Genomic DNA, 23,936 nt, shown 5'->3' with positions numbered 1-23,936 from the left:
CACTTCCGGGGCCCCGTCCGGGGCCCCTTCCGGGGCCCCGTCCCCTGGCTCAGGGAGCGATCGGCAGCTGGCGCTTGTGTTCCGTGAGCTCGTAGCGGCGGACGATCGTGGCGAAGGCGGGTTCGGCGACGGGCTTGCCCTCCAGGAAGTCGTCGATGTCGTCGTACGTGACGCCGAGCGCGTCCTCGTCGGGCTTGCCCGGGTCGAGGGTCTCCAGGTCGGCCGTCGGGACCTTCCAGACCAGTTCGGCGGGGGCGCCGAGCTCGGCGGCGACCGCGCGGACGCGGCGCTTGGTGAGGCCGGTCAGCGGGACGACGTCGGCGGCGCCGTCGCCGAACTTGGTGAAGAAGCCGGAGACCGCCTCGGCGGCGTGGTCGGTGCCGACGACGAGCCCGTCCTTGGCGCCGGCGACCGCGTACTGGGCGATCATGCGCTGGCGGGCCTTGATGTTGCCCTGGACGAAGTCCTGGTGGTGGGCGTCCCGGAAGGTCACCCCGCCCGCGAGCGCGGCGTCGAGGGCGGCGTCACTCGCGGCCTTCACGTCCACGGTGAGGACCTCGTCGGCGCGGATGAAGCCGAGGGCGGTCTGCGCGTCGGTCTCGTCGGCCTGGACGCCGTACGGCAGCCGCATCGCGTAGAAGGTCGCGTCGTGACCGGCGGCGCGGGCCCGCTCGACGGCGAGCTGGCAGAGGCGGCCCGCGGTCGTCGAGTCGACGCCGCCGCTGATGCCGAGCACGAGCGAGCGCAGGCCGGTGGAGGTGAGCCGCTCGGTCAGGAAGGCCACCCGGCGCTCGATCTCCACGGCCGGGTCGAAGGTCTCGGAGACCTGGAGGTCCCGGGCGATCTGCTGCTGGAGGGCGATGGGCGCCGGGTCGGTCACGGGGGGCTCCTCGTCGGGGTCGGTCGGTGTCGCGGGTGACGGTGCACCCTGGCATCGACTTTACGCGGCGCCCCGCGCCCCGCCCGATCGGAGGTCCTCCCCCTCCGCCGCGCAGTACACGTCGACGTGCTGCACGAGGTTGTTCGCGAAGCCGCCGCGGTTCCACGGGCCGGTGAGCGGCTGAACGTACCCCTCGGCGTCCGTCGCCCGCGCGGTGAGGCGGTACGGCCCCGGCGTCGCCGTCCAGCCGGCCCGCCACGAGCACCAGGCCCAGGGGTGGGCGGGGTCGCGCGTGACGGAGGCGTCGGTCCACGTCGTCCCGTCGTCCGCGCTGACCTCGACCCGGGTGACGGGCCCGTGCCCCGACCAGGCGCGGCCGGCCAGGGGGACGGGCCCCGGCCGGACGACGCGCACGCGGGACATGAAGTCGGGGAAGCCCGGCGGGATCATCAGGGCCCGGGGCGCGATGAGCGTGACCGCCTCCCCCGGCTCGCCCGGCTCCTGGCGGAGCCGGTAGGCCACGGCCTGCTGGAAGCCGGTGTACGGAGTGCTGGTGAGCGTGATGTCGCGCAGCCACTTCACGTGCGCCATGCCGTACCAGCCGGGCACGACGAGCCGGAGCGGGCTGCCGTGCTGCGGGGGCAGCGGGGCGCCGTTCATGGCGTACGCGACGAGGACGTCCCGGGCCGGGTCGGCGGCGGCGGTGAGGGGCAGGCTGCGGCGGTAGTCCTGCTCGACGCCCCGCTCGACCCCGTGGTCGGCGCCGGTGAACACCGCCTCGACGGCGTCCTCGCCGACCCCCGCGTCGGCGAGCAGCGCGGCGAGCGGCACCCCGGTCCAGTCGGCGGTCCCGACGGCCTCCACCAGCCAGGGCTGGCTGACGGGCCGGGGCAGCAGCCGGGCCCGCCCGTTCCCGGCGCACTCCAGGGTCACCCGGCGGGTGACGGCGGGCCGGGCGCGCAATGCGTCGAGCCCGAGCGAGAGCGACCGCAGCACCCGTCCGCCGACGGTGAGCCGCCACCCGTCCGGGTCGGTGGCGGGGATGTCGTAGTGCACGAGGACGTAGTGCAGGCCGGGCGGGGACACGTCGTACCGCAGCGCTTCGAGGGGCATCCCGTGGTTGCGGGTCGCGAGGGCGAGCTCCTGCGCGCTGATGCCCTCCTCGGGCCCGGCGAGCCGTCCCGGCGGGCTGATGTCCATGCCTTCATGGTGCGCCGGGGCGGGTGGGGTGTCCTGTTCGGGACGGCGCGGCGCTCAACGGCGCGGCGCTCAGCCGGGCTCGCGCAGTGCCCGGTCCAGGCCGTCCTGCGGCAGGCCCGTGAGGGCGCGCTGGAAGGTGGCGTCGTACGCGGCCGCGCCGATCGCCTCGCGGGCGATGTCCGTGTACGTCTCGTGCAGGGCGCGCAGACCCGGCAGGCCCCGGCGGGGCTGGCCGGTGAAGCGCCAGTAGGCCTCGCCGGTGCCGGAGACGTCGGCCGCGCGCTCGGCCTCCCCGGCGGCGGCGAGCGCGGTGGCGAGGACGTCGAGCCCGAGCGCGACGCCGAGGGTGGCGCCGAGTCGGCGCGTCCCGTCGAGCATCGCCCGCGCGTGCCGCGCGGCGGCCACCGGGTCGCCCTCCAGGAGGCCGGTCAGAGCGAGCTGGTACTCCAGGGCGGTACGGGTCCAGTGCTCGTCGAGCGCGTCGCACACGGCCCGCAGGGCGAGTGCCCGGTCCCGTGCCTCGGCGAGCCGCCCGAGCCCGGTGAGCGCGAAGACCCGCACGAGCTCGCACCGCAGACGCGCGGCGGAGTCCCCCGGCGCACCGCGTACGGACTCCAGTACGTGCCCGACGAGGACGTACGCGGCCTGGACCCGCCCGGTGGTCATCGCGACGAGCCCGGCCAGGGCGGCGGCATCGAGGGTGAGCTCCCGGGAGGGGCCCGGGGCGTCCGGGACCGGGACGGGTGCCGGGTCCGGCCCCGGCTCCGGCTCCGGCTGCGGCTCCGGCTCCGGCTCCGGCCCCGGCTGCGGCTGCGGCTGCGGCTGCGGCCCCGGCTGCGGCTGCGGCTGCGGCTGCGGCTGCGGCTGCGGCTGCGGCTGCGGCTGCGGCTGCGGCTGCGGCTGCGGCTGCGGCTGCGGCTGCGGCTCAGTGTGGTGGGGTCCGGGCGCCGGTGGCGCCGACGGGTCCGGCCGTCGGCCGGCCCTCGGTCCGCCGGCCCGGGCAGCCGACCGACCACCCTCGCCGCCTTGCCCATCGCCCGGCCCGGCCTCGGAAACGAGCTCGGGGGGCGAGCCCCGCCGTACCTCCGGCACGGCCTCGGCTCCCGCCGCAGCCCCGCCGTCACCACCCGGACCCGACCGTCGGGGCCCCGCCGACGCCGCCGACGGTCCGGGCCCCGCCGTTCCCGGCGGCGGTCCGGCGCCGGGCCGTTCCGGCGGGTCCGCCGGGGGCCTGGGGGCCCCGGCCGAGGACTCCGCGCCCTCCGCGTACCGCGCCTCCCGTGCGCACCGCTCGCTCACCTCCTGGGCCGGGACGAAGTCGCCCTGGAGCAGGAGGGTCACGCCCAGGGCCCAGAGGGCCCGGGAGCGGGCTCGGCCTCGGGAGGCGGAGCGGGCGAGGGCCTGTTCGAGGCCGTCGCGGGACTCGCGGAGGTGGCCTCGGCAGGACCAGGCGAAGGCGACGGAGCCGATGAGGTCGAGGGCCGCGTCGGGGTCGGTGCGGAGCAGGTGGTCGAGGGCCCTGCGCAGGTCGGTGTGGTGGGCGTCGGCGCCGCCGTGCCGGAGGCGGGGCGCGCCGAGCCAGGCGGTGTCGGCCTCGCGGGCCAGGGTTCTGAAGTGGTCCGCGTGCCGGTCGGCGACCGTCGCGCTCTCGCCGGTACGGTCCAGCCACGTCGCCCCGTACGACCGGATCGTGTCGAGCATCCGGTACCGCCCGGCCGCGTCGGGCGGCCGGACGACGGAGGAGCGGACGAGTCCGTCGAGGGCGGTCGGCAGGGTGTCGGGGGTGAGGGGGCCGCCGCGGCAGACGGCGGTGGCCGACGCGAGGTCGAAGGGACCGCGGAAGACGGACAGCCGGGCCCACAGGAGCCGTTCGAGGGGGGCGCACAGCGCGTGGCTCCAGCCGATGGCCGCGCGCAGCGTCTCGTGGCGGCTGGGCCAGACCCGTTCGGTGGAGGCGAGGAGGTCGAAGCGGGCGCCGGGCGGCTCGTCGGGCCGGGACCTGAGCTGGTCCCGTACGGCCTCGGCGCCGACGCGCCGTATCTGCGCGGCGGCGAGCTCCAGGGCGAGGGGGATGCCTTCGAGGCGTGCGCAGATGTCCGCGGCGGGTCCTTCGGCCGAGAGCGTCTCCCCGGCGGCCCGGCGCAGCAGTTCCAGGGCGTCGGGTCCGTCGGGCGGCAGCGGTTCGAGGGCGACGACGTGTTCCCCTTCGACGCCGAGGGACCGGCGGCTGGTGGCGAGGACGGTCAGCCCGGGCGCGGCGGCGAGGAGTTCGGTGACGAGCCGGGCGCAGGGTTCGGCGAGGTGCTCGCAGGAGTCGAGGACGAGGAGCAGCCGGTCGTCGGCGAGACGGCGGCAGAGCGCGGTGGCGGCCATGCCGGGTGTGTGGTCGGAGAGGTCGACGGAGTCGGCGACGAGCGCGACGAGCAGCCGGTCGCCGTCGAGGGGCGTGAGGTCGGCCCACCAGGCGCCGTCCGGGTACCGTTCGGCGGCGTGGCGGGCGGCGCGCAGGGCGAACCGGGTCTTGCCGACCCCGCCGACGCCGGTCACGGTGACGAGCCGGTGCTCGGCCAACGCGGCGGAGACGTGCTCCAGTTCCTCGCGGCGCCCCACGAACCCGGGGCTCTCGTCCGGAAGATGTCCACGCACGGCAGCAGTCTCCCTCATCGAACCGCCGAACGGGGCTGCTCGACCAGGTTCGTTACGAGGGGCGCTCCCGTACGGTCACCTCGACCGTGTGCCATCCCTGCGCCCCGTCGGGCATGGTGCTCGTCCGCCGCTCCGGCTGGGTCGCGCCGGTGCCGTCGGTGGCGCGGACGGTGATCGCGTGACGGCCGGGCGCTGCCTCCCAGGCGTACGACCACTGGCGCCAGGTGTCGCGGCCGGTCGGGGCGGCGAGCCGGGCGGGGCGCCAGGGGCCGTCGTCGATCCGCACCTCGACCCGTTCGATGCCCCGGTGCTGGGCCCAGGCGACCCCGGCGACCGCGACCGTCCCCGCGTCGGGGCGGGCGCCGGCGCGGGGGGTGTCGATGCGGGACTGCGTCTTGACGGGGGCTTCGGCGGCCCAGCCACGCGGCACCCAGTAGGCGTCGTACGCGTCGAAGGTGGTCAGTTCGAGGGACGTGATCCATTTGCAGGCGGAGACGTACCCGTACAGGCCGGGGACGACCATGCGGACGGGGAATCCGTGGGTGAAGGGCAGGGGTTCCCCGTTCATCCCGAAGGCGAGGAGCGCGTCCCGGCCGTCCATGACGTCCTCGACGGGGGTGCCGATCGTCATGCCGTCGACGGAGCGGGCGACGAGCTGGTCGGCGGGCCCGCCCCGGGAGGGCGGCCGGACGCCGGCCTCGCGGAGCAGGTCGGCGAGGGGGACGCCGAGCCAGCGGGCGTTGCCGACGTACGGGCCGCCGACCTCGTTGGAGACGCAGGCGAGCGTGATGTCCCGTTCCAGGGCCGGCCGGGCCATGAGCTGCGGGAGGGTCAGGACGCGTTCCTCGGGGACGCCGAGGCCGTGGAGGCGCAGCCGCCAGCGGTCGGCGTCGACCTTGGGGACGACGAGCGCGGTGTCGACGCGGTAGAAGTCCCGGTTGGGGGTGAGGTAGGGGCTGATGCCGGGGACGGGGAGCCGGGCCCCGGCGGGCACGGGCGGGGCGGGGGACGCGGGCCGGGGCAGGCGGAGCGCGGCACGTGAGGCGGCGGCGTGCTCTTGTACGGGTGAGCCGGCGGCCCGGCCGAGTGCGGCGGCACCGGTGGCGGCGAGCCCGGCGCCCCCGGCGATGAGCAGGAATCCGCGCCGGCCGGCCGCGTCGGTGGCCGCTCCCGGTGCGCGCAGCCGTCCCGCCAGGACGTACAGGAGGGCCGCCCCGCACGCCGTCCCCACCAGCGACGGCACCGCGTCGAGGGCCGAGTCGGAGTCGGGGCGGGTGACGGCCGCCAGCGCGCCGACGACCCCGAAGGCCCCGGCCGCCGCCGTGCCCAGGGCGCGGTTCCGGAGGGCGAGGCGGCCGGTCGCGGCGGCGAGCAGGCCGAGGAGGAGCAGGATGCCGGCGGTCAGGACGGTCTTGTCGGCCTCGCCGAAGGCGCGGATCGCCCATTCCTTCACCGCCGCCGGTGTCCGGTCGACGACCGCGCCGCCGACCGCCGGGACGGGCGCGGCCTCGGGCCGTACGCGGGCGGCGACGAGGTCGGCCACGGCGAGGGAGACGTACGCGGCGACCAGGCCCGCGAGCGCGGCCAGCAGCCGGGTCGTGGGGGTCGCGCGCGGGGGCGTGTCGGAGTCCTTGTCCATGGGTCGAACTTCGGCACTTCCCGTCCCCCGCACAAGCCCCCTCAGGGCCGGTCGGGTCGATCGGGCCGGCCGAGCTGGTCGGGCCGGCCGGGCTGGTCGGGCCGGTCTCCCGGGACCGCCAGCTCCTCGACCGCCCCGGCGCCGACCACCGCGCCCGTGGTCCGCTTCCCGCGCCGCAGCCGCCGTTCCAGCCAGGACGCGAAGGTGGTCAGCGCGAAGTTGAGGATCACGAAGACGACGGCGACCACGGTGAAGCAGGCGATGGTGTTCGCGCCGTAGTTCGCGCTCATCGGGCGCACGGAGGCGAGGAGTTCGGAGAATCCGAGCATCGCGCCGCCGAGCGCGGTGTCCTTGACGATGACGACGAGCTGGCTGACGAGCGCGGGCAGCATGGCGGTGACGGACTGCGGGAGCAGCACGTACGTCATGATCTGGCCCTTGCGCATGCCGATGGCCTTCGCCGCGTCGGTCTGGCCGATCGGCAGGGCGAGGATGCCTGCGCGGACGATCTCGGCGAGGACGGACGCGTTGTAGAGGACGAGGCCGGTGACGACCGCGTACAGGGGCCGGGTGTCGGGGCTGATGTCGGTGAACTCGGAGTACGCGGCGTCGGCGAAGAGCATGAGGATGAGGACGGGGATGGCCCGGAAGAACTCGACGACCGTGCCGGCCGCGACCCGGACCGTGCGGTGGTCGGAGAGCCGGGAGATGCCGAGGAGGGCGCCGAGGGGCAGGGCGATGACCATCGCGAGCCCGGCGGCGGTCACGGTGTTCTTCAGGGCGGGCAGGAGGTACGTCTCCCAGACGCGGGCGTCGGTGAAGAAGGGCGCCCACTTGGACCATTCGAGCTGGCTCTTCGCGGCGAGGCCCGCCAGGACCCACCAGACGACGGCGGCGAGGGCCAGCAGGAACAGGACGGTCCACAGCGTGTTGCGGCGCCGGGCGCGGGGGCCGGGGACGTCGTACAGGACGGTCGGGGTGTCCTTCCGGGGCTTGGCGGCCCTCTCCCTCTTCACCGTTTCACCGCCACCTTCTTGGCGATCCAGCCCATCAACAGGCCGGTGGGAAGCGTCAGGCAGAGGAATCCGACGGCGAAGATCGTCGAGATCAGGATGAGTTGGGCCTCGTTCTCGATCATCTCCCGCATGAGCAGGGCCGCTTCGGCGACGCCGATCGCCGCCGCGACCGTCGTGTTCTTGGTGAGCGCGATGAGGACGTTGGTGAGCGGTCCGACGACGGATCGGAAGGCCTGCGGGAGCACGATGATCCGCAGGACCTGCGGGAAGCTGAGTCCGATCGCGCGGGCGGCCTCGACCTGCCCGAGGGGGACGGTGTTGATGCCGGAGCGGAGCGCCTCGCAGACGAAGGCACTGGTGTAGGCGGTGAGGCCGAGGACGGCGAGCCGGAAGTTGATGACGGTGAACCGCTCGGCACCGAGGCTGACGCCCAGGGTCTGGAAGAGGCCGAGCGAGGTGAAGACGATGATGACGGTGAGGGGGATGTTGCGGACGATGTTCACGTACACGGCGCCGAAGCCCCGCATGAGGGGGACGGGGCTCACGCGCATGGCGGCGAGCAGCGTCCCCCAGACCAGGGAGCCGATCGCGGAGTAGACGGTCAGCTGGACGGTGGTCCAGAAGGCTCCCAGCAGGTCGTAGCCTTCGAGGAAGTCGAACACGGCGGTCCGCTCACTTCACGACGACGCCGATCTGCGGTGCCGGTTCGTTCTGGTAGCCGGCGGGGCCGAAGTTCTTCTTGACCGCGGCCTCCCAGGAGCCGTCGGCGACCATCTTCTCCAGGGCGGTGTTGATCTTCGCCTTGAGCTCGCTGCCCTTCTGGACGCCGATGCCGTAGTTCTCGTTGCTCATCTCGAAGCCGCCGAGCTTGAACTTGCCCTTGAACTCCGGCTGCGCCGCGTACCCCGCGAGGATCGAGTCGTCGGTGGTGACGGCGTCGATGACCCCGTTCTCCAGTCCGGTCAGGCACTCGGAGTAGCCGCCGTACTCCTGGAGCTGGGCGTCGGGGGCGATCTTCTCCTTGACGTTCTGCGCGGAGGTCGAGCCGGTGACCGAGCAGAGCTTCTTGTTGTTGAGGTCGGACGGCTGCTTGATCGAGTCGTCGTCGGCGCGGATCAGGACGTCCTGGTGGGCGAGGAGGTACGGGCCGGCGAAGTCGACCTTCTCGGCGCGCTTGTCGTTGATCGAGTACGAGGCCGCGATGAAGTCGACGTCGCCGCGCTGGAGCAGCGTCTCGCGGTCGGCGCTCTTCGCCTCCTTCCACACGATGTCGGAGGGGTCGTGCCCGAGCTGCTTCGCGACGTACGTGGCCACGTCGACGTCGAAGCCGGTGTACGTGCCGTCCGGGGTCTTGAGGCCGATGCCGGGCTGGTCGTACTTGATGCCGACGGTGATCTTGTCGCCGTCGCCGTGGTCGGCGGGTACGGCTCCGGTGGCGCCCTGCGCGAATCCGGCCGACGTGACGGAGAGGACCACGGCCGCCGCTACGGCGACGGAGGCCCTGACGGTTCTTCCGCACCCGATCGGGTGCGTGTGGCTCATGATCATGACGATCACCCCTGGGGGCTGCTGAGCGCGCGGGCCACGGTCCGTCAGTGGTGGAGGATCTTGGACAGGAAGTCCTTGGCCCGTTCGCTGCGCGGATTGCCGAAGAACTCGTCCGGGGTCGTCTCCTCGACGATCCGTCCGTCCGCCATGAAGACGACGCGGTTGGCCGCGGAGCGGGCGAACCCCATCTCGTGGGTGACGACCACCATCGTCATGCCGTCCCGGGCGAGCTGCTGCATGACCTCCAGGACCTCGTTGATCATCTCGGGGTCGAGCGCGGAGGTCGGTTCGTCGAAGAGCATCACCTTCGGTTCCATGGCGAGGGCGCGGGCGATGGCCACGCGCTGCTGCTGGCCGCCGGAGAGCTGCGCCGGGTAATTGTCCGCCTGCGAGGCGACCCCGACCCGGTCCAGCAGGGCGCGGGCGTGCCGCTCGGCGGCCTTCCGGTCCTTCTTGCGGACCTTGATCTGGCCCAGGGTGACGTTGTCCAGCACCGTCTTGTGCGCGAAGAGGTTGAACGACTGGAAGACCATGCCGACGTCCGCCCGCAGGGCCGCGAGTTCACGGCCCTCGGCGGGCAGCGGGCGGCCGTCGATGACGATCTCGCCCGCGTCCACCGTCTCCAGGCGGTTGACGGCCCGGCACAGGGTGGACTTGCCCGAGCCCGAGGGGCCGATGACCACCACGACCTCGCCGCGGTGGATCGTCAGGTCGATGGACTGGAGGACGTGCAGGGAGCCGAAGTGTTTGTCCACTCCGCGCAGTACGACGAGCGCGTCGCCGCCCTCCGGGACGGGCATGGCACCCTCCAGGGTCGCGCCCCCTCACGTTCATGCTCCGCCCTCCGCCGGGCCCGCGCACGCCGGGCCGGGCGGGGGGGGCAGGGGGCCAGACACCCCCGGGTCGTCAGCCGGCGGCGGTCTCCCGTACCGCGAGCTCGATCAGGTCGCAGACCTCGGCCGGCCGGGAGGCGAGCGAGGCGTGGCTCGCGTCGAGCTCGACGGTCTTGCGCGGGTTCATGCGCTGCGCCATCCGGCGCTCGTTGTCGGGATGGATCATGCGGTCCTCGGTCGACACCTGGTACCAGCACGGCTTGGCCCGCCAGGCGGGTGCGGTGACCGTGTCCCCGAAGGTGGAGCCGAGTGGCGCCTTCTGGGTGACGGCCATGACGAGGGCCTCGTCCTCGCCCAGGTCCTGAGCGAAGCTGTCGCGGAAGGCGTCCTGCCGGATCCAGAGGTAGCCGTCCGAGTCGGGGACGATGTTGTCGAAGGCGGCCGGCGGCTTCTCCTGGCTGATCTGCCCCGGGCTCTCGCCCGCGTCCGGGGCGAACGCGGCGACGTAGACGAGGGCTCTCACGTTCGGCAGGTCGCCGGCCTCGGTGATGACGGCGCCGCCGTAGGAGTGACCGACGAGGACCACGGGCCCGTCGACCTGGTTGACCATCTTGCGGGTGCGCTCGGCGTCGTCGGCGAGCGAGGTGAGGGGGTTCTCGACGGCGTGCAGCCTGTCGTACCCGCGCCGGTGGAGCTCGACGACGACCTTCGACCAGTGGGCGGCGCCGCCCCAGAATCCGTGCACGAGGACGATCGCGGGCTTGTCTGCCATGGGTGTGTCCGTACCGATCTGCGCGAGGGATGGATTCCCGCCCCCTGACCCCACCCGGTCTCCCCTCCGCCACGCTACGTACGCGCCGCGCGCCCCGCACCCCCGGGCCCCGCCCGTCCGGGCGTACGACGGCTGCGTACGCCCGGCCCGTGTCCGACACTGGCAGGGGGAGCCGAACGTCCGAGGAGGGTCCGCCATGAACAGCGCCGCACCCAAGGTCAGCACGTTGCCGCCGGAGCACCGCGAGCGGCTCATGGCCTTCGCCGAGGACGTGTACTTCGATTCCGGTCACCGGCTGTTCGAGGAGCAGCAGCACGCGGACAAGTTCTGGATCGTGAAGACGGGCGCGGTGACGCTCGACGCCAAGGTGCCGGGCCGGGGATCGCCGGTGATCGAGACCCTGCGCCACGGCGAGCTCGTCGGCCTGTCGTGGCTGTTCCCGCCGTACCTGTGCCAGTCGGGCGCGGAGGCGATGACGCCGGTCCGGGCGTTCGAGTTCGACGCCCCGGCCGTACGGTCGATGTGCCGCTCCGACACGGAGTTCGGCGCGTCCGTCACGTACTGGGTGGGCTCGATCCTCGCCCACCGCCTCCAGGTGACCCGCGTCCGCCTCCTGGACCTCTACGCGCCCCACGGCAGCGGGATCATGGCGTAGGGAGAGGGCCGACTCGTCGAGATCCTGACCGCCCTGCACCGCGCGGCGCTGGGACAGCTGCTCCGCTTCACCTCGGCGCCGCTGTCCCCTGGCCCCGCCCCGCGGCTCGTCCGCGGCGTCCTGCCACCACCGGAACGGCCTGGCGCGACCCGCGTCGTCATCGGTGACGGTGGCGGTGACGCGCCGCAGGACTGGGTGGCGTACGACGTGCCGCTGATCACCGACCGGGGCGACGCCGTCCCCTGGCCCCACCTGATCGCCGCCCTCCGCCACGTGCTGGCCGATCCCCCCGCGCCCGACCGTGCCGATCCGCTGGGCATTCCCCTGGCCGACGCCCGCCGCCCCGTGCTCGACGCCGTCCCCCCGTTCGCGCTCGGCGACGCGCTCCACGCCGCCGCCTCCCTGCTCCTTCCGCCCACCGCACCAGAGGAGGCCGGTCACCTGACGCTGGACGGCTTCCTTCTGCGGGATCGCGCCACCGCGCGCCTGTACGTCACCGCGCCCGAAGTCGACGGCCGTCTCGGTCTCGACGTGTCCCTCCGCGACACCGACGGCCGGGTACGCGTCGGCAACACCGCCCTGGCCGCCGCGCTGCCCTCCCTCGTTCCCGACGAGCTCGACGTCAACCGCTCCCCCGCCCACGACCCGTACGCTCCCGGTGGCGTCCACGACTTCACCCACTGGTGACCTGGCCTCCGGGCGGGCCGAAAACCGCTGGTCAGGCGGCACGGCGTCTGTCAGCCTGACCCGCATGCGCGACCACGAACAGAGCACCGGTCCCGTCGACCAGGCCCGCCGCCTCGCCCGCTCCCGCTTTCCCGGCGCGCGCGCCGTGGTCCTCGCCGGGTCGACCGCCTCGGGGCGGGCCACCGCGACGAGCGATCTCGACATCGCGGTCCTCCTCGACGACGGGCCCGGCGCGGAGACGTACCGGGAGACGATCCGCCACGAAGGGCGGGTCGTCGAGCTGTTCGTGCACACCCGGACCGGCCTCGGCGAGCTCTTCGCCGCGGACGTCGCCGCCCGCCGCGCGGTCCTCCAGACCATGTACGTGAACGGCATCGTCCTCGCGGACCGTGACGGCGCCGCCGCCGAGGCCCGCGCGCTGGCCGAGGCGGACCTCCTCGCGGGGCCCCCGGCGCTCGCGCCGGAGACGGTCGAGTCGAAGCGGTACGGCCTGACGGACGCGCTGGACGACCTCGGCGACTGCGCGGACCGCGTCGAGCGGCTCGCGGTCGGCGGTTTCGTCCTCGGCGCCGCCGCCGACCTCCTCTGCGACCACCGCGGCACCTGGCTCGGCGGCGGCAAGTGGCTCCCCCGCCGTCTCCTCGACGCCGACGCGGCCCACGACACCGCCCATGGGGCGGCTCTCCTCGACGGCCACCTCCGGCTGTGCGAGCACGACGAGACCGCCCCGCTCGTCTCGGCGGTCTCGACGGTCCTCGCGCTCGTCGGGGGCCCGGTCCGCGAGGGGTACCGGCGCACCTGGCACGGCGTCATCGACTCGGTGGCGGCGCGGGGTTGACCGTGCGGCCCCGGCTCTTTCCGGAGTCTTGTCCAGGCGCTTGACGTGCCTTGTACGGGGCCTTCACCGGCCGCCGCGAGAGTGACACCACACGAACCGCTTCGCGTTCGAGACCCGTTCACTCTCGCAGGAGCCAGGAGCCCGCATGAAGCGTCAGCCCCCCACCCGTACCGGCGCCCCGACCCGTACCCGTACCCGCGCCGTCATCGCCGCCGCGCTCGCCGTCGCCGCGCTCGGCACCTTCGCCACCGGGGTCGGCGTGGCCGACGACGAGGAGAGGGTCACGAAGCGCGAGATAGCCGGACTCTTCGACCAGTGGAACGCGGCTCTCCGCACCGGCGACCCGGCGAAGGTCACCGCGCGGTACGCGAAGGACGCCGTGCTGCTGCCGACCGCCTCGCCCCGCATCCGTACCAACCACGCCGAGATCGCGGACTACTTCGCACACTTCCTGCAGAAGAAGCCCCGGGGCGAGAAGATCCGTTCCGTGATCCACGTCCTCGACCAGAACTCGGCGCTCGACGCGGGGCTCTACCGCTTCCACCTCACCGACCCGAAGACCGGGATCACCAAGGCCGTGGACGCCCGCTACACGTACGAGTACGAGAAGCGCGACGGCCGCTGGCTGATCGTCAACCACCACTCCTCGGTGCTCCCGGCCGAGGGCTGATCAACGCATCGGATGGTCAGGTGGTCAGCTGATCCATCGGGCCGCCTGTCCGGCCTCCGTCCGCAGGACGATCCGGACGCACAGACCGCCGCCGGGCGCGGACCTCAGCGCCACCCCTCCACCGTCGTCCGTCACCAGCTGTTTGACGATGGCGAGGCCGAGGCCCGAGCCCGTGCGGCCGGTCAGGCCCTGGCCGCGCCAGAACCGGTCGAAGGCGCGGGCCTGTTCGGCGGCCGACATGCCCGGGCCCTCGTCGGCGATCTCCAGGACCGCCTCCTCGGGGCCGCCCGCCTCCACCCGCACCGTGATCGTCCCGCGGTCCGGCGAGACCTCCAGGGCGTTGGACAGGACGTTGTCGAGGACCTGGTCGAGGTTGCCGGGGCCCGCGAGGACGCGGGGGCCGCAGCCGGCGCCGCCGGTGAGGACGATCGTCACACCGCGCTCGTCGGCGGCCGGCCGCCACACGTCGAGTCGTTCCTCGACGAGCTCGCGCAGGGCGACGGGTTCGGGCACGGAGACCCGGGACTCCGCACGGGCGAGCACGAGCAGGCCGCTGACGAGGCGGCTCATGCGCACGACCTCGGCGGTGGCCTGGTCGACGTCCTCGCGGACGAACTCGTCGTCGACGCCGTCCGCGATGTTGTCGAGCGCCAGCCGCAGCGCGGTCAGGGGCGTGCGCAGCTGATGCGAGGCGTCCGCGACGAAGATGCGCTGCGAGGCGACGAGGATGTCGAGGCGTTCGGCTCCCTGGTTGAGGGTGCGGGCCAGGGTCCGGGTCTCCTGCGGGCCGGTGACCGGCGAGCGGGCGGTGAGGTCGCCGTCGCCGAACTTGCTGGCCATGTCGTTGAGTTGGCGGAGCGGTTTGGTGAGGAGCCGGGCCGACACGGCTCCCAGTCCGGCGGCGACCGCGAGGACGCCGACCGCGAGGACCGCGCGGAAGCCCCAGATGCTCCAGAGCCGGCTGGAGAGTCCGTCCGTCGCGTACCGGACGCGTACGGCTCCGACGATCCGGTCGGGCCCGTGCTGTCCGCGGGCGACGTCATGGCCGGCGTGGACGGGCACGGTCACCGTCAGCTCCGGGCCCCAGACGTACCGCGAGCCCCAGTCGACGGTCGTCTCCCCGTCCCGCAGGGCGGCCGCGAAGGCCGCGTCGCCGGGGTTCCCGGCGGGCGGCAGCGGCGGCACGGGGCTGCGGCCGTCGGCCGCCACCACTTCCACGGTCCCGGGTGTCTCGTCCGCGTACGCCCCCGCGAGGCGGGCCAGCGCCTGCCGGGCGGGCTCGTCGCCGTCTCCGAGCAGCAGCGCCATGGTGGTGGCCTCGCGCCGTACGGACTCCTCGGTGTCGGCGCGGAGTTGGGCGGTGAGGGTGAAGGCGACGGGCACGGTGAAGGCGGCGAGCGCGACGCCGACGAGGGCGACGTAGCTGACGATCAGCCGCTTGATCACGGCAGTTCCACCGAGGCGCCGTCCGGCCCCGCCGGGGCGGAGGCGACGACGAGACGGAAGCCGACCCCGCGCACGGCCTCGATGGCGACCGCTCCCGCCAACTTCCTCCGCAGCGCTGCCACATGGACGTCGAGGGTCTTGGTCGGGCCGAACCAGTTGGCGTCCCAGACGGCTTCCATGATCTGTTCGCGGGACATCAGGGCGCCCGGCTCCTCGGTGAGGAAGGCGAGCAGGTCGTACTCCTTCGGCGTCAGCGCGACCTCGGCGCCGTCCGTCCACACCCGGGCTGCCTTGCGGTCGACGCTCAGGCGCGCGCCGTACCGCTGCGGTCCCGCCGTCCGCGTCTCGGGACGCACCCGGCGCATGACGGCCCTGATGCGGGCGATGACCTCGCGGACGCCGAAGGGCTTGGAGACGTAGTCGTCGGCGCCGATCTCCAGGCCGACCACGCGGTCCGTCTCGTCGCTGCGCGCGCTGATGACGATGATCGGCACGTCGCCGCGGCGGCGGAGCGCACGGCAGACGTCGAGGCCGTCGGTGTCGGGCAGGCCGAGGTCGAGCAGGACGAGGTCGTAGGGGGTGGTGACGGCGAGGCCCTCGGCGCCCGTCGTCACCCATTCCACCGCGAACCCGTAGCGCAGGAGCCCCCGTCGCAGGGACTCGGCTATGGGCTCGTCGTCTTCCACCAGCAGTACGCGCACGGGGGCAACCCTAGTTCGCCTCCCGGACGCCGGTTCACTCAGTAGTACTCGCGCATGATCTCGTCGGCCCAGGCCGGCTGGACGGTGGGTTCCTGGGGGCCGAACTCGGCCATGTACGGCTTGATGTCGAGGACCGGGGTGCCGTCGACGGCGTCCAGGCCCCGCACGTGGAGGTCGAGGCCGTCGGTGCGGACGAGGCGGCAGCGGGAGACGCCGATGCGGTTGGGGCGGTTCTTGCCCCGCTGGGCGAAGATGCCGACGAGCGGCCATTCCGTGTTGCCGCGCGGGTGGCGGGCGCCGGTCTCGACGGCCTCGGGCTTCACCCGGTCGAAGTGGTAGACCACCTCCAGGTGCGAGAAGGCGTCGAGCCCGGCCAGGGCCTCGGGCCCGAAGGCCTCGGCGTCGAGCCGGATCACGGCCTCGACCCCGCCCCACTCGTCGTCGCGCACCTCGCCCCGACCGCCGACGACGTGTCCGACGGGGTACGAGACGACCGCGTCCTGTTGCTGCGCCATGTGCTGCCTCACCTCTCGCCCGCGGGACGACCGGCCCCGCCTCCGTACAAGATCGTCCCGACCGTACTCCCGTTCCCCCGGAGGCGCCCCCGCATCCCCCGCATCCCCCGCATCCGTCACATCGGGATCAGCGGCCCGGTTTCGAGGCGAGGCGGCGCAGTTCCTCCGCCGTGCGGGCCGCGTCGCGGGCGGTGTCCCGGTGGCCGCGCTTGCGCAGGTACCAGGCGAGCCAGGCGAGGGACTCGGCGAGGGCGGCGGTGTCGTTGCTCGGGTGCATCCGCTCCACCGGGCCGAGCAGCCGGACCGCCTCCGCGGTGGGCGGAGCCACCTCGTCGGCGCGTTCGAGGCGGGCGAGCCGGAGGGCGAGGTTGGACAGGGCGTGGACGAGCCCGTCGCGCTGCTTCTCCGGCTCACGCCGGTGGAGCCGCCGGTGGATGTCGACGGCCTGTTCGGTGACGGCGAGCGAGTCGGCGTGCCGGTCGCTGTCGGTGAACCGGATGCCCAGGTTGTTGAGTGCGCGGGCGAGTTCGCCCTCGTACGCCAGGGGGTCGGTGTGCGCGAGTTGCCGGTAGAGGGCGACGGACTCGGTCGCGGGCGCGACGGCGTCCCGGTGCCGCCCGAGCACCGCGAGCCGGCTCCCGAGGCTGTCGGCCGCCTCCGCGAGCAGCGGCCGTACGACGTCGGGCGCGGCGACCAGCAGCCGCCGCCCGAGGTGGACGGCCTCGTCGGCGGCTTCGAGGGCCTGCGCCCGGCGCCCGGCCCAGGCACGGACGAGCCCGAGGTGGTGGAGGGTGCGGGCGAGGGCGACGGCGGCCCGGGCGCTGCCGTCGGCGGCCGCCGCGCGGCCGAGGACGATCGCCTGGTCGAGGGTGGCGACGGCGAGGTCGACGCGGCCCACCTCGGCGAGGGCGAGGGCACGGGAGTTGAGCCGGGCGATGTCGGGGAGGGGATCGGGGGCGGCGGAGTCGGCCGGTGGCTCCGCGCGGGCACCGGTACGGGCCCGGGGCGCGTCGCCGTCGCGCCCTGTCCCGTACCCGCTCAGGAGGTGGTCGGCGAAGGCCGTGGCCCTCGGTTCGCGTGCCTCGATCTCGGCGCGGAGGGCCGCCGCCTCGATGAAGCAGGGCGCCGCCTCCTGCGTACGGCCCAGGCCCGTGAGCGTACGGGCGAGGGCGAAGGCGACGGCGGCGTGCTCGGCGGTGTCGCCGAGGGTCCGGGGGCCGAGGGCCCGCTCCGCCGCCTCGCGGTACGTGGTGACCGCCTGGCCCAGGACGTCGACGGCCTCGGTCTGGCGGCCCATCTCGCCGAGCTTGATGCCGAGGTCCCCGAGGGCGGAGGCCAGCGCCCCGGCGCCCGCGCCGGTCGCCGGGTCGACGAGGGAGCGCCGTATCGCCACGGCCTCGGTGACCCGGTCGAGGGCCTCGTGGTGGCGGCCCGTCTCGGCGAGCTGGTTGCCGAGGTTGACCAGGGCGTCGGCCAGTTCGCCGCGGCCGTCCTCGACGACTCCCTTGCCGATGGCCCGGTGGAGGGCCCCGACGGCGCCGTCGGCGGCGGCGCGGGCTTCCTCGCGGCGGCCGACGACGCCGAGGCTGAGGGCCTGCCGGTGCAACGCGACGGCCAGGCCCGGGAGATGGACGTCACCGTGGAGGGCGAGCAGGTCGCGGTAGGCATCGGCCGCCTCCCCGAGGATGCCGATCGACTCCTCGTGCCGGTCCGGGTCTCCGGCGAGCAGAGAACCTAACTCAAGGAGGGTGTGACCGAGTTGGGCGAGGAAGGCGTCGGGGTGGGCGGCGGCAGAGCGCCGCAGCGCGGCGACCCGCCGTTCCAGGTCGCGTCGTCTCGCCGCCTCGGTCTCCGGTGTGCCGTCGTGTGTCGCCATGCCGCGCCCCCTTGCCCGGAAGGATGGGACGGAAATGATCCTCGACGCGATTGAACGCCGAGTAAAGAGACTGTCCGCGGGGCGACTTGGTTCCGCTAACGGGTGAGGGCGATCGCGGTGAGCACGACTCCGTCGCGTACCAGCCAGCGGCCGGTGAACCGGTCCCGGCGCGCGCCGTCGACCACGGGGCCGGGGACGAGGAGGTCCGCGGTGAAGGTTCCCGTTCCGGTGGGCGCGCCGTGCCCGCCGTCGGGCGTGAAGGCGATCATCGCCTCCTCGAAGTCCAGCTCCCGGCCCGTCAGCGGGTACCAGGTCTTGAAGACGCTCTCCTTGGCGCTGAACAGCAGCCGTCCCCACGGCATCCGGGGTGCTCCGACGGCCAGTTCGTCGAGGTGGCGACGCTCTTCCGGAAGGGATATCACCGGCAGGACGCCGTCCGGCAGGGTCGCTTCCGCCGGCTCGGCGTCGATGCCGAGGGAGGCGACGTCCGCCGTGCGGGCCACGGCCGCGGCACGGTAGCCCACGCAGTGGGTCATGCTGCCCGCGATGCCCTCGGGCCAGCGCGGAGCCCCCCGCTTGCCGGGCGGCAGGGGACCCTCGGGCACGCCGAGGCGTCCCAGGGCGCGGCGCGCGCAGTGCCGGACGGTGGCGAACTCCTGTCGCCGCTTCTCGACCGCGCGGGCGACGGCCGCCTCCTCCTCGGGGAACAGGGCGACCGGCAGCGAGTCGTCGGTCCGCCACTCCGTGGCGACGGAGCCGGGCACGAGTTCACCGATCACGCTTCTCCCCTCCCTGCTTCCCATGTCCATGATCAGAAGACCGACGGACATGGGATCACGGCCGCCTCAGGGGCCGCAAGGGCCCCCCGGCGGTGTCAGCGGCCCCGTCGGACCCGGGCCGCCGCACGGGCCTCGGCCTGCTGCTTGGCCTCGCTGGAGCGGCGGGAGGCGTTCTTGGCGCGGCCGGGCTTGCCGGGGACGGTGCCGATGCCCCGGAAGGCGGCGCCGCGCGGGTCGCGGTCGGGGGTGACGGGCGCGTTGCCGCCGATGGCGACGCCGGAGGGGGTCTTGGCGCCGGTGATCCGGGTCAGCTCGGCCTCGCCGGAGCGGACCTGGGTGATCTTCGGCCGGATGCCCGCGTCTCCCATGAGGCGCAGCACGTCCTGGCGCTGGTCCTTCGTGGCCAGGGTGACGACGAGGCCGGACTCGCCGGCGCGGGCGGTGCGGCCGCCCCGGTGGAGGTAGTCCTTGTGGTCGGCGGGCGGGTCGACGTTCACGACGAGGTCGAGGTCGTCGATGTGGATGCCGCGCGCGGCGACGTTCGTCGCGACGAGGACGGGCACGGCGCCGGCTCTGAACCGTTCCAGGGTGTGGGTGCGCTGCGGCTGCGACTTGCCGCCGTGCAGCGCGGCCGCGCGGACGCCGCTGCCGAGGAGGTGCCGGGTGAAGCGGTCCACGGACGCCTTGGTGGCGAGGAACATCAGGGTCCGCCCGTCGCGGGCGGCGATCTCCGTGGCCGTGGCGTACTTGTCGGGGCCGTGGACCTGGAGGAGGTGGTGCTCCATGGTGTCGACCGAGCCGGCCGAGGGGTCGACGGAGTGGACCACCGGGTCGTCGAGGTACTCGCGGACGAGCTGGTCGACGTTCTTGTCGAGCGTGGCCGAGAAGAGCAGGCGCTGTCCGCCGTCCTTGACCAGGTCGAGGAGGGCGGTGACCTGCGGCATGAAGCCGAGGTCGGCCATCTGGTCGGCCTCGTCGAGGACCGTGACGGTCACCTGGTCGAGGCGGCAGTCCTTGCGCTCGACCAGGTCCATGAGGCGGCCGGGGGTGGCGACGAGGACCTCGACGCCGTCCCGGAGCGCACCGACCTGCCGGTTGATCGAGACGCCGCCGACGACGGAGGCCATCCGGACCTTGAGGACCTGGGCGTACGGCTCCAGGGCGCCGGTGACCTGCTGGGCGAGCTCGCGGGTGGGGACGAGGACGAGCGCGAGGGGCTTCTTCGCGTCGGCGCGGCGCCCGGCCGTGCGGGCGAGGAGCGCGAGCCCGAAGGCGAGGGTCTTGCCGGAGCCGGTGCGGGCACGGCCGAGGACGTCGCGGCCGGCGAGGGCGTTCGGCAGCGTCGCGGCCTGGATGGGGAAGGGGGTGGTGACGCCGAGCTCGGTGAGCTTCCCCAGCACCTCGGCGGGCAGCTCCAGGGCGTCGAAGGTCTCCGCCGGCGGCAGGGCCGGGGTGACGGTCTCCGGGAGCGCGAACTCGTTCTTGCGGTCCGGCTTGCGGTCCGAGGTGTTCATGAATGCCTTCCTTGGCACGGCGGCGGCGCGGCGGCGGTACGGCGACTGCACATCGACTGCACGGCGACGCACCGGTGCCCCCCACCCAAGGGGTGAGGGGCACCGGCGGTGTCAACGCGTCAGCGTCAGGCGGGGAGGATGTTCTCCGCCTGCGGGCCCTTCTGGCCCTGCGTGACGTCGAAGGTCACCTTCTGGCCCTCGTGGAGCTCACGGAAGCCCTGGGTGGCGATGTTCGAGTAGTGGGCGAAGACGTCCGGGCCGCCACCCTCCTGCTCGATGAAGCCGAAGCCCTTTTCCGAGTTGAACCACTTAACGGTGCCGGTAGCCATGCGATATCTCCTTCGAGGCAGTACCCGGAATGCACACTGCGTGAATTCCGGCGTCGCCGCGATGATTGCCCCGTCCGGAAAGCACCGAAAATACAAAAAGTGCCTGGTGGAAACAGCCCACCAAAGCACTTGAAGTTTACTGGGAACCACAACTGCAACTGATATCCACTGTATCACGGGAGCCTCCAGCGGGTCCTTTGCCACGCGAGACGACCTCTGTTCGACCGCGATCGAAGGGACGCGCCCGAGACCCGTGTTCCCAAGATCGGCCGCTGCTAGTGTCCGTGGCGGGGCGCGCGTCCCGGGACAGCGCCCGTCGGAGAGACGAGGAGGAGCCCATGCACGCCGCCGAAGAGGGACGGCAGCAGCAGCTGGACGCGGTCAGCGTCCTCAACGCCAAGAGGACGCTCCTCCAGCTCCTGGCGCGCGCGGGGGTCTGGTCGGGCGACGCCGAGGAACTGATCGGGCTCGTCGAGGCGGGCGCGCTCGCCCTCGCGCACACGGAGATCGGCGGAACCGCGCGGCGGGACCCCGGGGACAAGGACAGGGGCGAGCCCTACGAGGCGGGGTTCCGCGACGGATCGCGCGCGGTCGCGGACGAGCTGGCCGACATCGCCGAGCGCACCCTGCGCCACGCCCTCGCGCCCGGCGCCGACGACGACGCCGCCGACGCGCGCTCTCCCGTGGGGCGGGCGGAGATGGAGCGCACGAAGGTGGCGCTCACGCCGCTCTACCTCTCGTACACCGATGTCTCCGACCTCGACCCGAACGCCACGGAGCAGGTGCTCACGGCGGTGCTCGGCACGATGAGCCCCCGGCAGCGGGCGGGGTACGCGGGCAGGCTCACCGAGTTCGCCTCGGTGCATCACGCGCGCCTGGAGCGGCTGTACGCGGAGTACGGCCCCCAGAGCGCGATCGCGATCCACGGCCGCTACTCGCTCGTCCACTCCCCCACGAGCGTCGCCGTCCTGGAGCGGCTCACGGCGGCCTCGGAGTCGCTGCACGAGGAGTGGGACGCCGCCGAACTGCCGCCGGCGTGGCTGGACGGTCTGACGACGGCGTGGGACTCGGCGACGTAAGGCGTCTGGTGGCGTAGACCCCTGTTCCGCGGATCATGGGATTACTAGGCTGCCACGATGGAACGTACTGACGACCCGATCGTCGCCGAGACCGTGGACCCGGCCGAGGCGAACGACTACGACAGCTTCGCCGAGGCGTACGCGGCGGACAACGAGACCAACCTTCTCAACGCCTACTACGAGCGGCCCGCGATGCTGGCCCTCGCCGGGGACGTGACCGGTCGCCGGATCCTGGACGCGGGCTGCGGCGCGGGCCCGCTGACGGCGGCGCTGCGCGAGCGCGGTGCCGTGGTGTCCGGCATCGACTCCAGCGCCGGCATCCTGGCCCTCGCCCGGCGGCGGCTCGGGGACGGGGCCGATCTGCGCGTGGCCGACCTGCGCGATCCCCTGCCCTTCGCGGACGGGGCGTTCGACGACGTGGTCGCCTCGCTGGTGCTGCACTACCTGGAGGACTGGGGGCCGACGCTCGCCGAGGTGCGGCGCGTGCTGCGGCCGGGCGGGCGGCTGCTCGTGTCGGTGCAGCACCCCTTCGTGGACTACGCGATGCAGGACCCCCGGCCCGACTACCACGCCACCACGAGCTACGACTCCGAGATGGTGTTCAGCGGCCGGACCGTCCCGATGACCTTCTGGCGGCGTCCGCTGCACGCGATGACCGAGGCCTTCGCCGACGCGGGCTTCCGTCTCTCCGTCGTCAGCGAGCCGCAGCCCGACCCGGCCGCACGCGAGGCGCACCCGGAGGGCTTCCAGGCACTGTCGACGAAGATCGCGTTCCTCTTCTTCGTGCTCGAGGTCGCGGGCTGACGCCCGGAGACTCCAACTCCGTTTCACGCCAGGGCGCTTGGGATCCAGGCGTCTTGGCCTGACCCGCTTGACCGACGCCAACTATCGTTCAACAATTCCCTTGTTGAGAGATTCCCTCTCCGAGGAGAAGCCCCGTGACCGGTTCCCGCGCTTCCTCAAGTCCCCCTCCCGTTCCCGTCCCCGCCACCATCAAGCGAGCCCGGATCCTCGTCGCCGCCCAGGCCCTGAGCGCGACCGGCGTGGGCGTCCTCCTGCTGGCGCTGGCCCCGGAGGAGCGGGGGGACGGTGCGACGCTCATGGCCCCCATCGGCCTGGTCGCCCTGGCCTTCGGCCTGTTCCTGGCGTACTGCGTCTACCGCCTGGGCCGTCCGCTCCCCCGGGCCCTGCGCACCGCGCTCGTCGTGATCGAGAGCCTCTACCTGGCCGCCGGCGTCGTCATGCTGTTCGCGACGCCGGGGCTGGCCTTCGCCTCCGTCTTCGCGGTCATCGTCCTGATCTCCCTGCTCGGCTCCGACGGCGGCGACTGGATCGCCGACTGACCCTCCGGAACACGGAGAACGGAGAGGGCAGGGAAGACGGAGAGGTCGGGGAAGACGGAGACAGCGGGGAAGACCGAGAGCGCACGGAGGGGCGCCGGGCCGGCCAGGGCGACCACGGCCGCCCGGCTCCGGTCCGTCCACTCCAGGGTCGTCAGGCCGGACTCCCCCGCCTCGTCGATCCGCGCCTGCCCGGCCTTGAACAGGGCCTCGCCGCGCACCCAGAGGCGGAGCAGCGCCGCCTCCGGGTCGGGTGCGGCGGCGGCCTCCCGCACGGCGGCTTCGGGCAGCATGCGGCCGAGCGTCGACGGGGGCCCGGGACGGCGAGCCGCCGGCTCCACGTCGATGCCGACCGCGCCCGGCCCGACCGCCGCCGCGACGAGCCCGTCGGCGTGGCTGAGGCTGATGCCCAGGTCGGGTCGGTCGGGGAGGTACGGGCGCCCGTGGCCGTACCGTCCGCAGCCGGGGCAGTGCTGGGCCGGCGCCGCTTCGCCCGGCGGCCGTCCGGTGCACCGGGCGACGCAGAGGCGCAGCAGGAGGCGCGCGGCGACCACGTCGGCGCGGCGGGCCGGGACCCGTATCGCGTCGAGCCGCCGCAGCTCCCAGGGCGCGAGCAGGCCCTCGTGCAGTTCCGGGTGGTCGAGGACCTCGGCGGTCGTCGCGACGGCCGCCGTGACCGTACGGGCTTCCGCGCCGCTCACCGCCCGGAGGTCATCCGGCGGCGGGGGTCAGGAAGCGCTCGCGCACGCGGGAGAGCGTGCGGAAGTCGTCGATGGTGACGTCCTGGAGGTCGATGCTCGCGCCGGAGAGCTCCTCCAGCAGGTCGATGAACTCCAGGAAGTCCATCGAGTCGATCAGCCGGGCCTCGATGAGGTCCTCGTCGGTGCCGATCGGGCCGTCGAGACCGGGGTTCTTCTCGCGGAGCCAGGCGTCGATGCGTTCCATGGTGCGGGTCACTCCTTGCTGGTGGGGT

General features: G+C 73.8%; 24 protein-coding genes. 6 read left to right on the top strand and 18 right to left on the bottom strand.

Annotated elements, in window-relative coordinates:
* Positions 1-49: 49 nt before the first annotated feature.
* The 9 genes from nadE to ACFC0Z_RS02625 all read right to left on the bottom strand — a co-directional run bounded on the left by nadE (position 50) and on the right by ACFC0Z_RS02625 (position 10,534).
* A complete protein-coding gene (nadE, locus tag ACFC0Z_RS02665) occupies positions 50-880 on the bottom strand; it encodes an ammonia-dependent NAD(+) synthetase (protein WP_376431971.1) in 831 nt (276 codons plus the stop codon).
* A 60-nt stretch (positions 881-940) separates the two neighbouring features.
* Positions 941-2,080 carry a sulfite oxidase gene (locus ACFC0Z_RS02660; RefSeq protein WP_376431969.1) on the bottom strand — a complete coding sequence of 380 codons (1,140 nt, stop codon included), beginning with the start codon at positions 2,078-2,080 and terminating at the stop codon, positions 941-943.
* Positions 2,081-2,149: 69 nt separating this feature from the next.
* On the bottom strand, positions 2,150-4,726 hold the full coding sequence (locus ACFC0Z_RS02655; protein WP_376431967.1) for an NB-ARC domain-containing protein: 2,577 nt from the start codon (positions 4,724-4,726) through the stop codon (positions 2,150-2,152).
* 52 nt (positions 4,727-4,778) lie between these two features.
* A complete protein-coding gene (locus ACFC0Z_RS02650; protein ID WP_376431965.1) occupies positions 4,779-6,365 on the bottom strand; it encodes a molybdopterin-dependent oxidoreductase in 1,587 nt (528 codons plus the stop codon).
* Positions 6,366-6,406: 41 nt separating this feature from the next.
* Complete coding sequence (locus tag ACFC0Z_RS02645) at positions 6,407-7,381, bottom strand: amino acid ABC transporter permease (protein WP_376431963.1); 975 nt, start codon at positions 7,379-7,381, stop codon at positions 6,407-6,409.
* Complete coding sequence (locus ACFC0Z_RS02640) at positions 7,378-8,043, bottom strand: amino acid ABC transporter permease (protein ID WP_376431961.1); 666 nt, start codon at positions 8,041-8,043, stop codon at positions 7,378-7,380. Before ACFC0Z_RS02640 ends, ACFC0Z_RS02645 begins: the two co-directional genes overlap by 4 nt.
* A gap of 10 nt (positions 8,044-8,053) precedes the next feature.
* Positions 8,054-8,923, bottom strand: a complete 870-nt coding sequence (locus ACFC0Z_RS02635; RefSeq protein WP_376431960.1) for a glutamate ABC transporter substrate-binding protein — start codon at positions 8,921-8,923, stop codon at positions 8,054-8,056.
* Between the two features lie 50 nt (positions 8,924-8,973).
* A complete protein-coding gene (locus tag ACFC0Z_RS02630; RefSeq protein ID WP_376431958.1) occupies positions 8,974-9,729 on the bottom strand; it encodes an amino acid ABC transporter ATP-binding protein in 756 nt (251 codons plus the stop codon).
* Between the two features lie 106 nt (positions 9,730-9,835).
* On the bottom strand, positions 9,836-10,534 hold the full coding sequence (locus ACFC0Z_RS02625; RefSeq protein WP_376431956.1) for an alpha/beta hydrolase: 699 nt from the start codon (positions 10,532-10,534) through the stop codon (positions 9,836-9,838).
* A 196-nt stretch (positions 10,535-10,730) separates the two neighbouring features.
* Here ACFC0Z_RS02625 and ACFC0Z_RS02620 point away from each other — a divergent pair, with 196 nt between their 5' ends.
* From ACFC0Z_RS02620 to ACFC0Z_RS02605, 4 genes are all read left to right on the top strand, one after another.
* A complete protein-coding gene (locus ACFC0Z_RS02620) occupies positions 10,731-11,189 on the top strand; it encodes a cyclic nucleotide-binding domain-containing protein (RefSeq protein WP_376431954.1) in 459 nt (152 codons plus the stop codon).
* A 195-nt stretch (positions 11,190-11,384) separates the two neighbouring features.
* Positions 11,385-11,876 (top strand): hypothetical protein, encoded by a 492-nt coding sequence (locus ACFC0Z_RS02615; protein WP_376431953.1) that lies wholly within the window; start codon positions 11,385-11,387, stop codon positions 11,874-11,876.
* Positions 11,877-11,940: 64 nt separating this feature from the next.
* On the top strand, positions 11,941-12,714 hold the full coding sequence (locus ACFC0Z_RS02610; RefSeq protein WP_376431951.1) for a nucleotidyltransferase domain-containing protein: 774 nt from the start codon (positions 11,941-11,943) through the stop codon (positions 12,712-12,714).
* 145 nt (positions 12,715-12,859) lie between these two features.
* Entirely contained in the window at positions 12,860-13,384 is a 525-nt protein-coding gene (locus ACFC0Z_RS02605; protein ID WP_376431949.1) for an SgcJ/EcaC family oxidoreductase, read from the top strand.
* A 24-nt stretch (positions 13,385-13,408) separates the two neighbouring features.
* On the opposite strand, the gene ACFC0Z_RS02600 is transcribed toward ACFC0Z_RS02605, so the two are convergent.
* The 7 genes from ACFC0Z_RS02600 to ACFC0Z_RS02570 form a co-directional block, all read right to left on the bottom strand.
* Positions 13,409-14,830, bottom strand: coding sequence for a sensor histidine kinase (locus ACFC0Z_RS02600; RefSeq protein ID WP_376431948.1), 1,422 nt, complete (start codon positions 14,828-14,830; stop codon positions 13,409-13,411).
* Entirely contained in the window at positions 14,827-15,531 is a 705-nt protein-coding gene (locus ACFC0Z_RS02595; protein ID WP_376431946.1) for a response regulator transcription factor, read from the bottom strand. Before ACFC0Z_RS02595 ends, ACFC0Z_RS02600 begins: the two co-directional genes overlap by 4 nt.
* A gap of 38 nt (positions 15,532-15,569) precedes the next feature.
* Complete coding sequence (locus ACFC0Z_RS02590) at positions 15,570-16,046, bottom strand: SAM-dependent methyltransferase (protein ID WP_376431944.1); 477 nt, start codon at positions 16,044-16,046, stop codon at positions 15,570-15,572.
* 127 nt (positions 16,047-16,173) lie between these two features.
* Positions 16,174-17,922 (bottom strand): tetratricopeptide repeat protein, encoded by a 1,749-nt coding sequence (locus tag ACFC0Z_RS02585; RefSeq protein ID WP_376431942.1) that lies wholly within the window; start codon positions 17,920-17,922, stop codon positions 16,174-16,176.
* A gap of 95 nt (positions 17,923-18,017) precedes the next feature.
* Positions 18,018-18,701 (bottom strand): 4'-phosphopantetheinyl transferase, encoded by a 684-nt coding sequence (locus ACFC0Z_RS02580; protein WP_376431940.1) that lies wholly within the window; start codon positions 18,699-18,701, stop codon positions 18,018-18,020.
* Between the two features lie 95 nt (positions 18,702-18,796).
* On the bottom strand, positions 18,797-20,215 hold the full coding sequence (locus tag ACFC0Z_RS02575) for a DEAD/DEAH box helicase (RefSeq protein WP_376431938.1): 1,419 nt from the start codon (positions 20,213-20,215) through the stop codon (positions 18,797-18,799).
* Positions 20,216-20,340: 125 nt separating this feature from the next.
* Positions 20,341-20,544 (bottom strand): cold-shock protein, encoded by a 204-nt coding sequence (locus ACFC0Z_RS02570; RefSeq protein ID WP_360805002.1) that lies wholly within the window; start codon positions 20,542-20,544, stop codon positions 20,341-20,343.
* A gap of 338 nt (positions 20,545-20,882) precedes the next feature.
* Between ACFC0Z_RS02570 and ACFC0Z_RS02565 the strand changes: the two genes are divergently transcribed.
* The gene (locus tag ACFC0Z_RS02565) at positions 20,883-21,623 is read left to right on the top strand and encodes a hypothetical protein (protein WP_376431936.1); all 741 of its coding nucleotides are present in this window, start codon (positions 20,883-20,885) and stop codon (positions 21,621-21,623) included.
* A gap of 57 nt (positions 21,624-21,680) precedes the next feature.
* Positions 21,681-22,427, top strand: coding sequence for a class I SAM-dependent methyltransferase (locus ACFC0Z_RS02560; protein ID WP_376431934.1), 747 nt, complete (start codon positions 21,681-21,683; stop codon positions 22,425-22,427).
* 415 nt (positions 22,428-22,842) lie between these two features.
* Here ACFC0Z_RS02560 and ACFC0Z_RS02555 read toward each other — a convergent pair whose 3' ends face one another.
* Together ACFC0Z_RS02555 and ACFC0Z_RS02550 are read right to left on the bottom strand one after the other, a co-directional pair.
* Positions 22,843-23,664: a 4'-phosphopantetheinyl transferase family protein gene (locus ACFC0Z_RS02555; protein ID WP_376431932.1), complete on the bottom strand. Its 822-nt coding sequence runs from the start codon at positions 23,662-23,664 to the stop codon at positions 22,843-22,845.
* A gap of 10 nt (positions 23,665-23,674) precedes the next feature.
* Complete coding sequence (locus tag ACFC0Z_RS02550) at positions 23,675-23,908, bottom strand: acyl carrier protein (RefSeq protein WP_376431930.1); 234 nt, start codon at positions 23,906-23,908, stop codon at positions 23,675-23,677.
* Positions 23,909-23,936 lie beyond the last annotated feature (28 nt).

This window comes from Streptomyces sp. NPDC056144 (assembly GCF_042264145.1).
In the GTDB taxonomy this organism is placed as follows: Bacteria; Actinomycetota; Actinomycetes; order Streptomycetales; family Streptomycetaceae; genus Streptomyces.
This window is presented reverse-complemented; position numbering and strand designations above follow the sequence as displayed.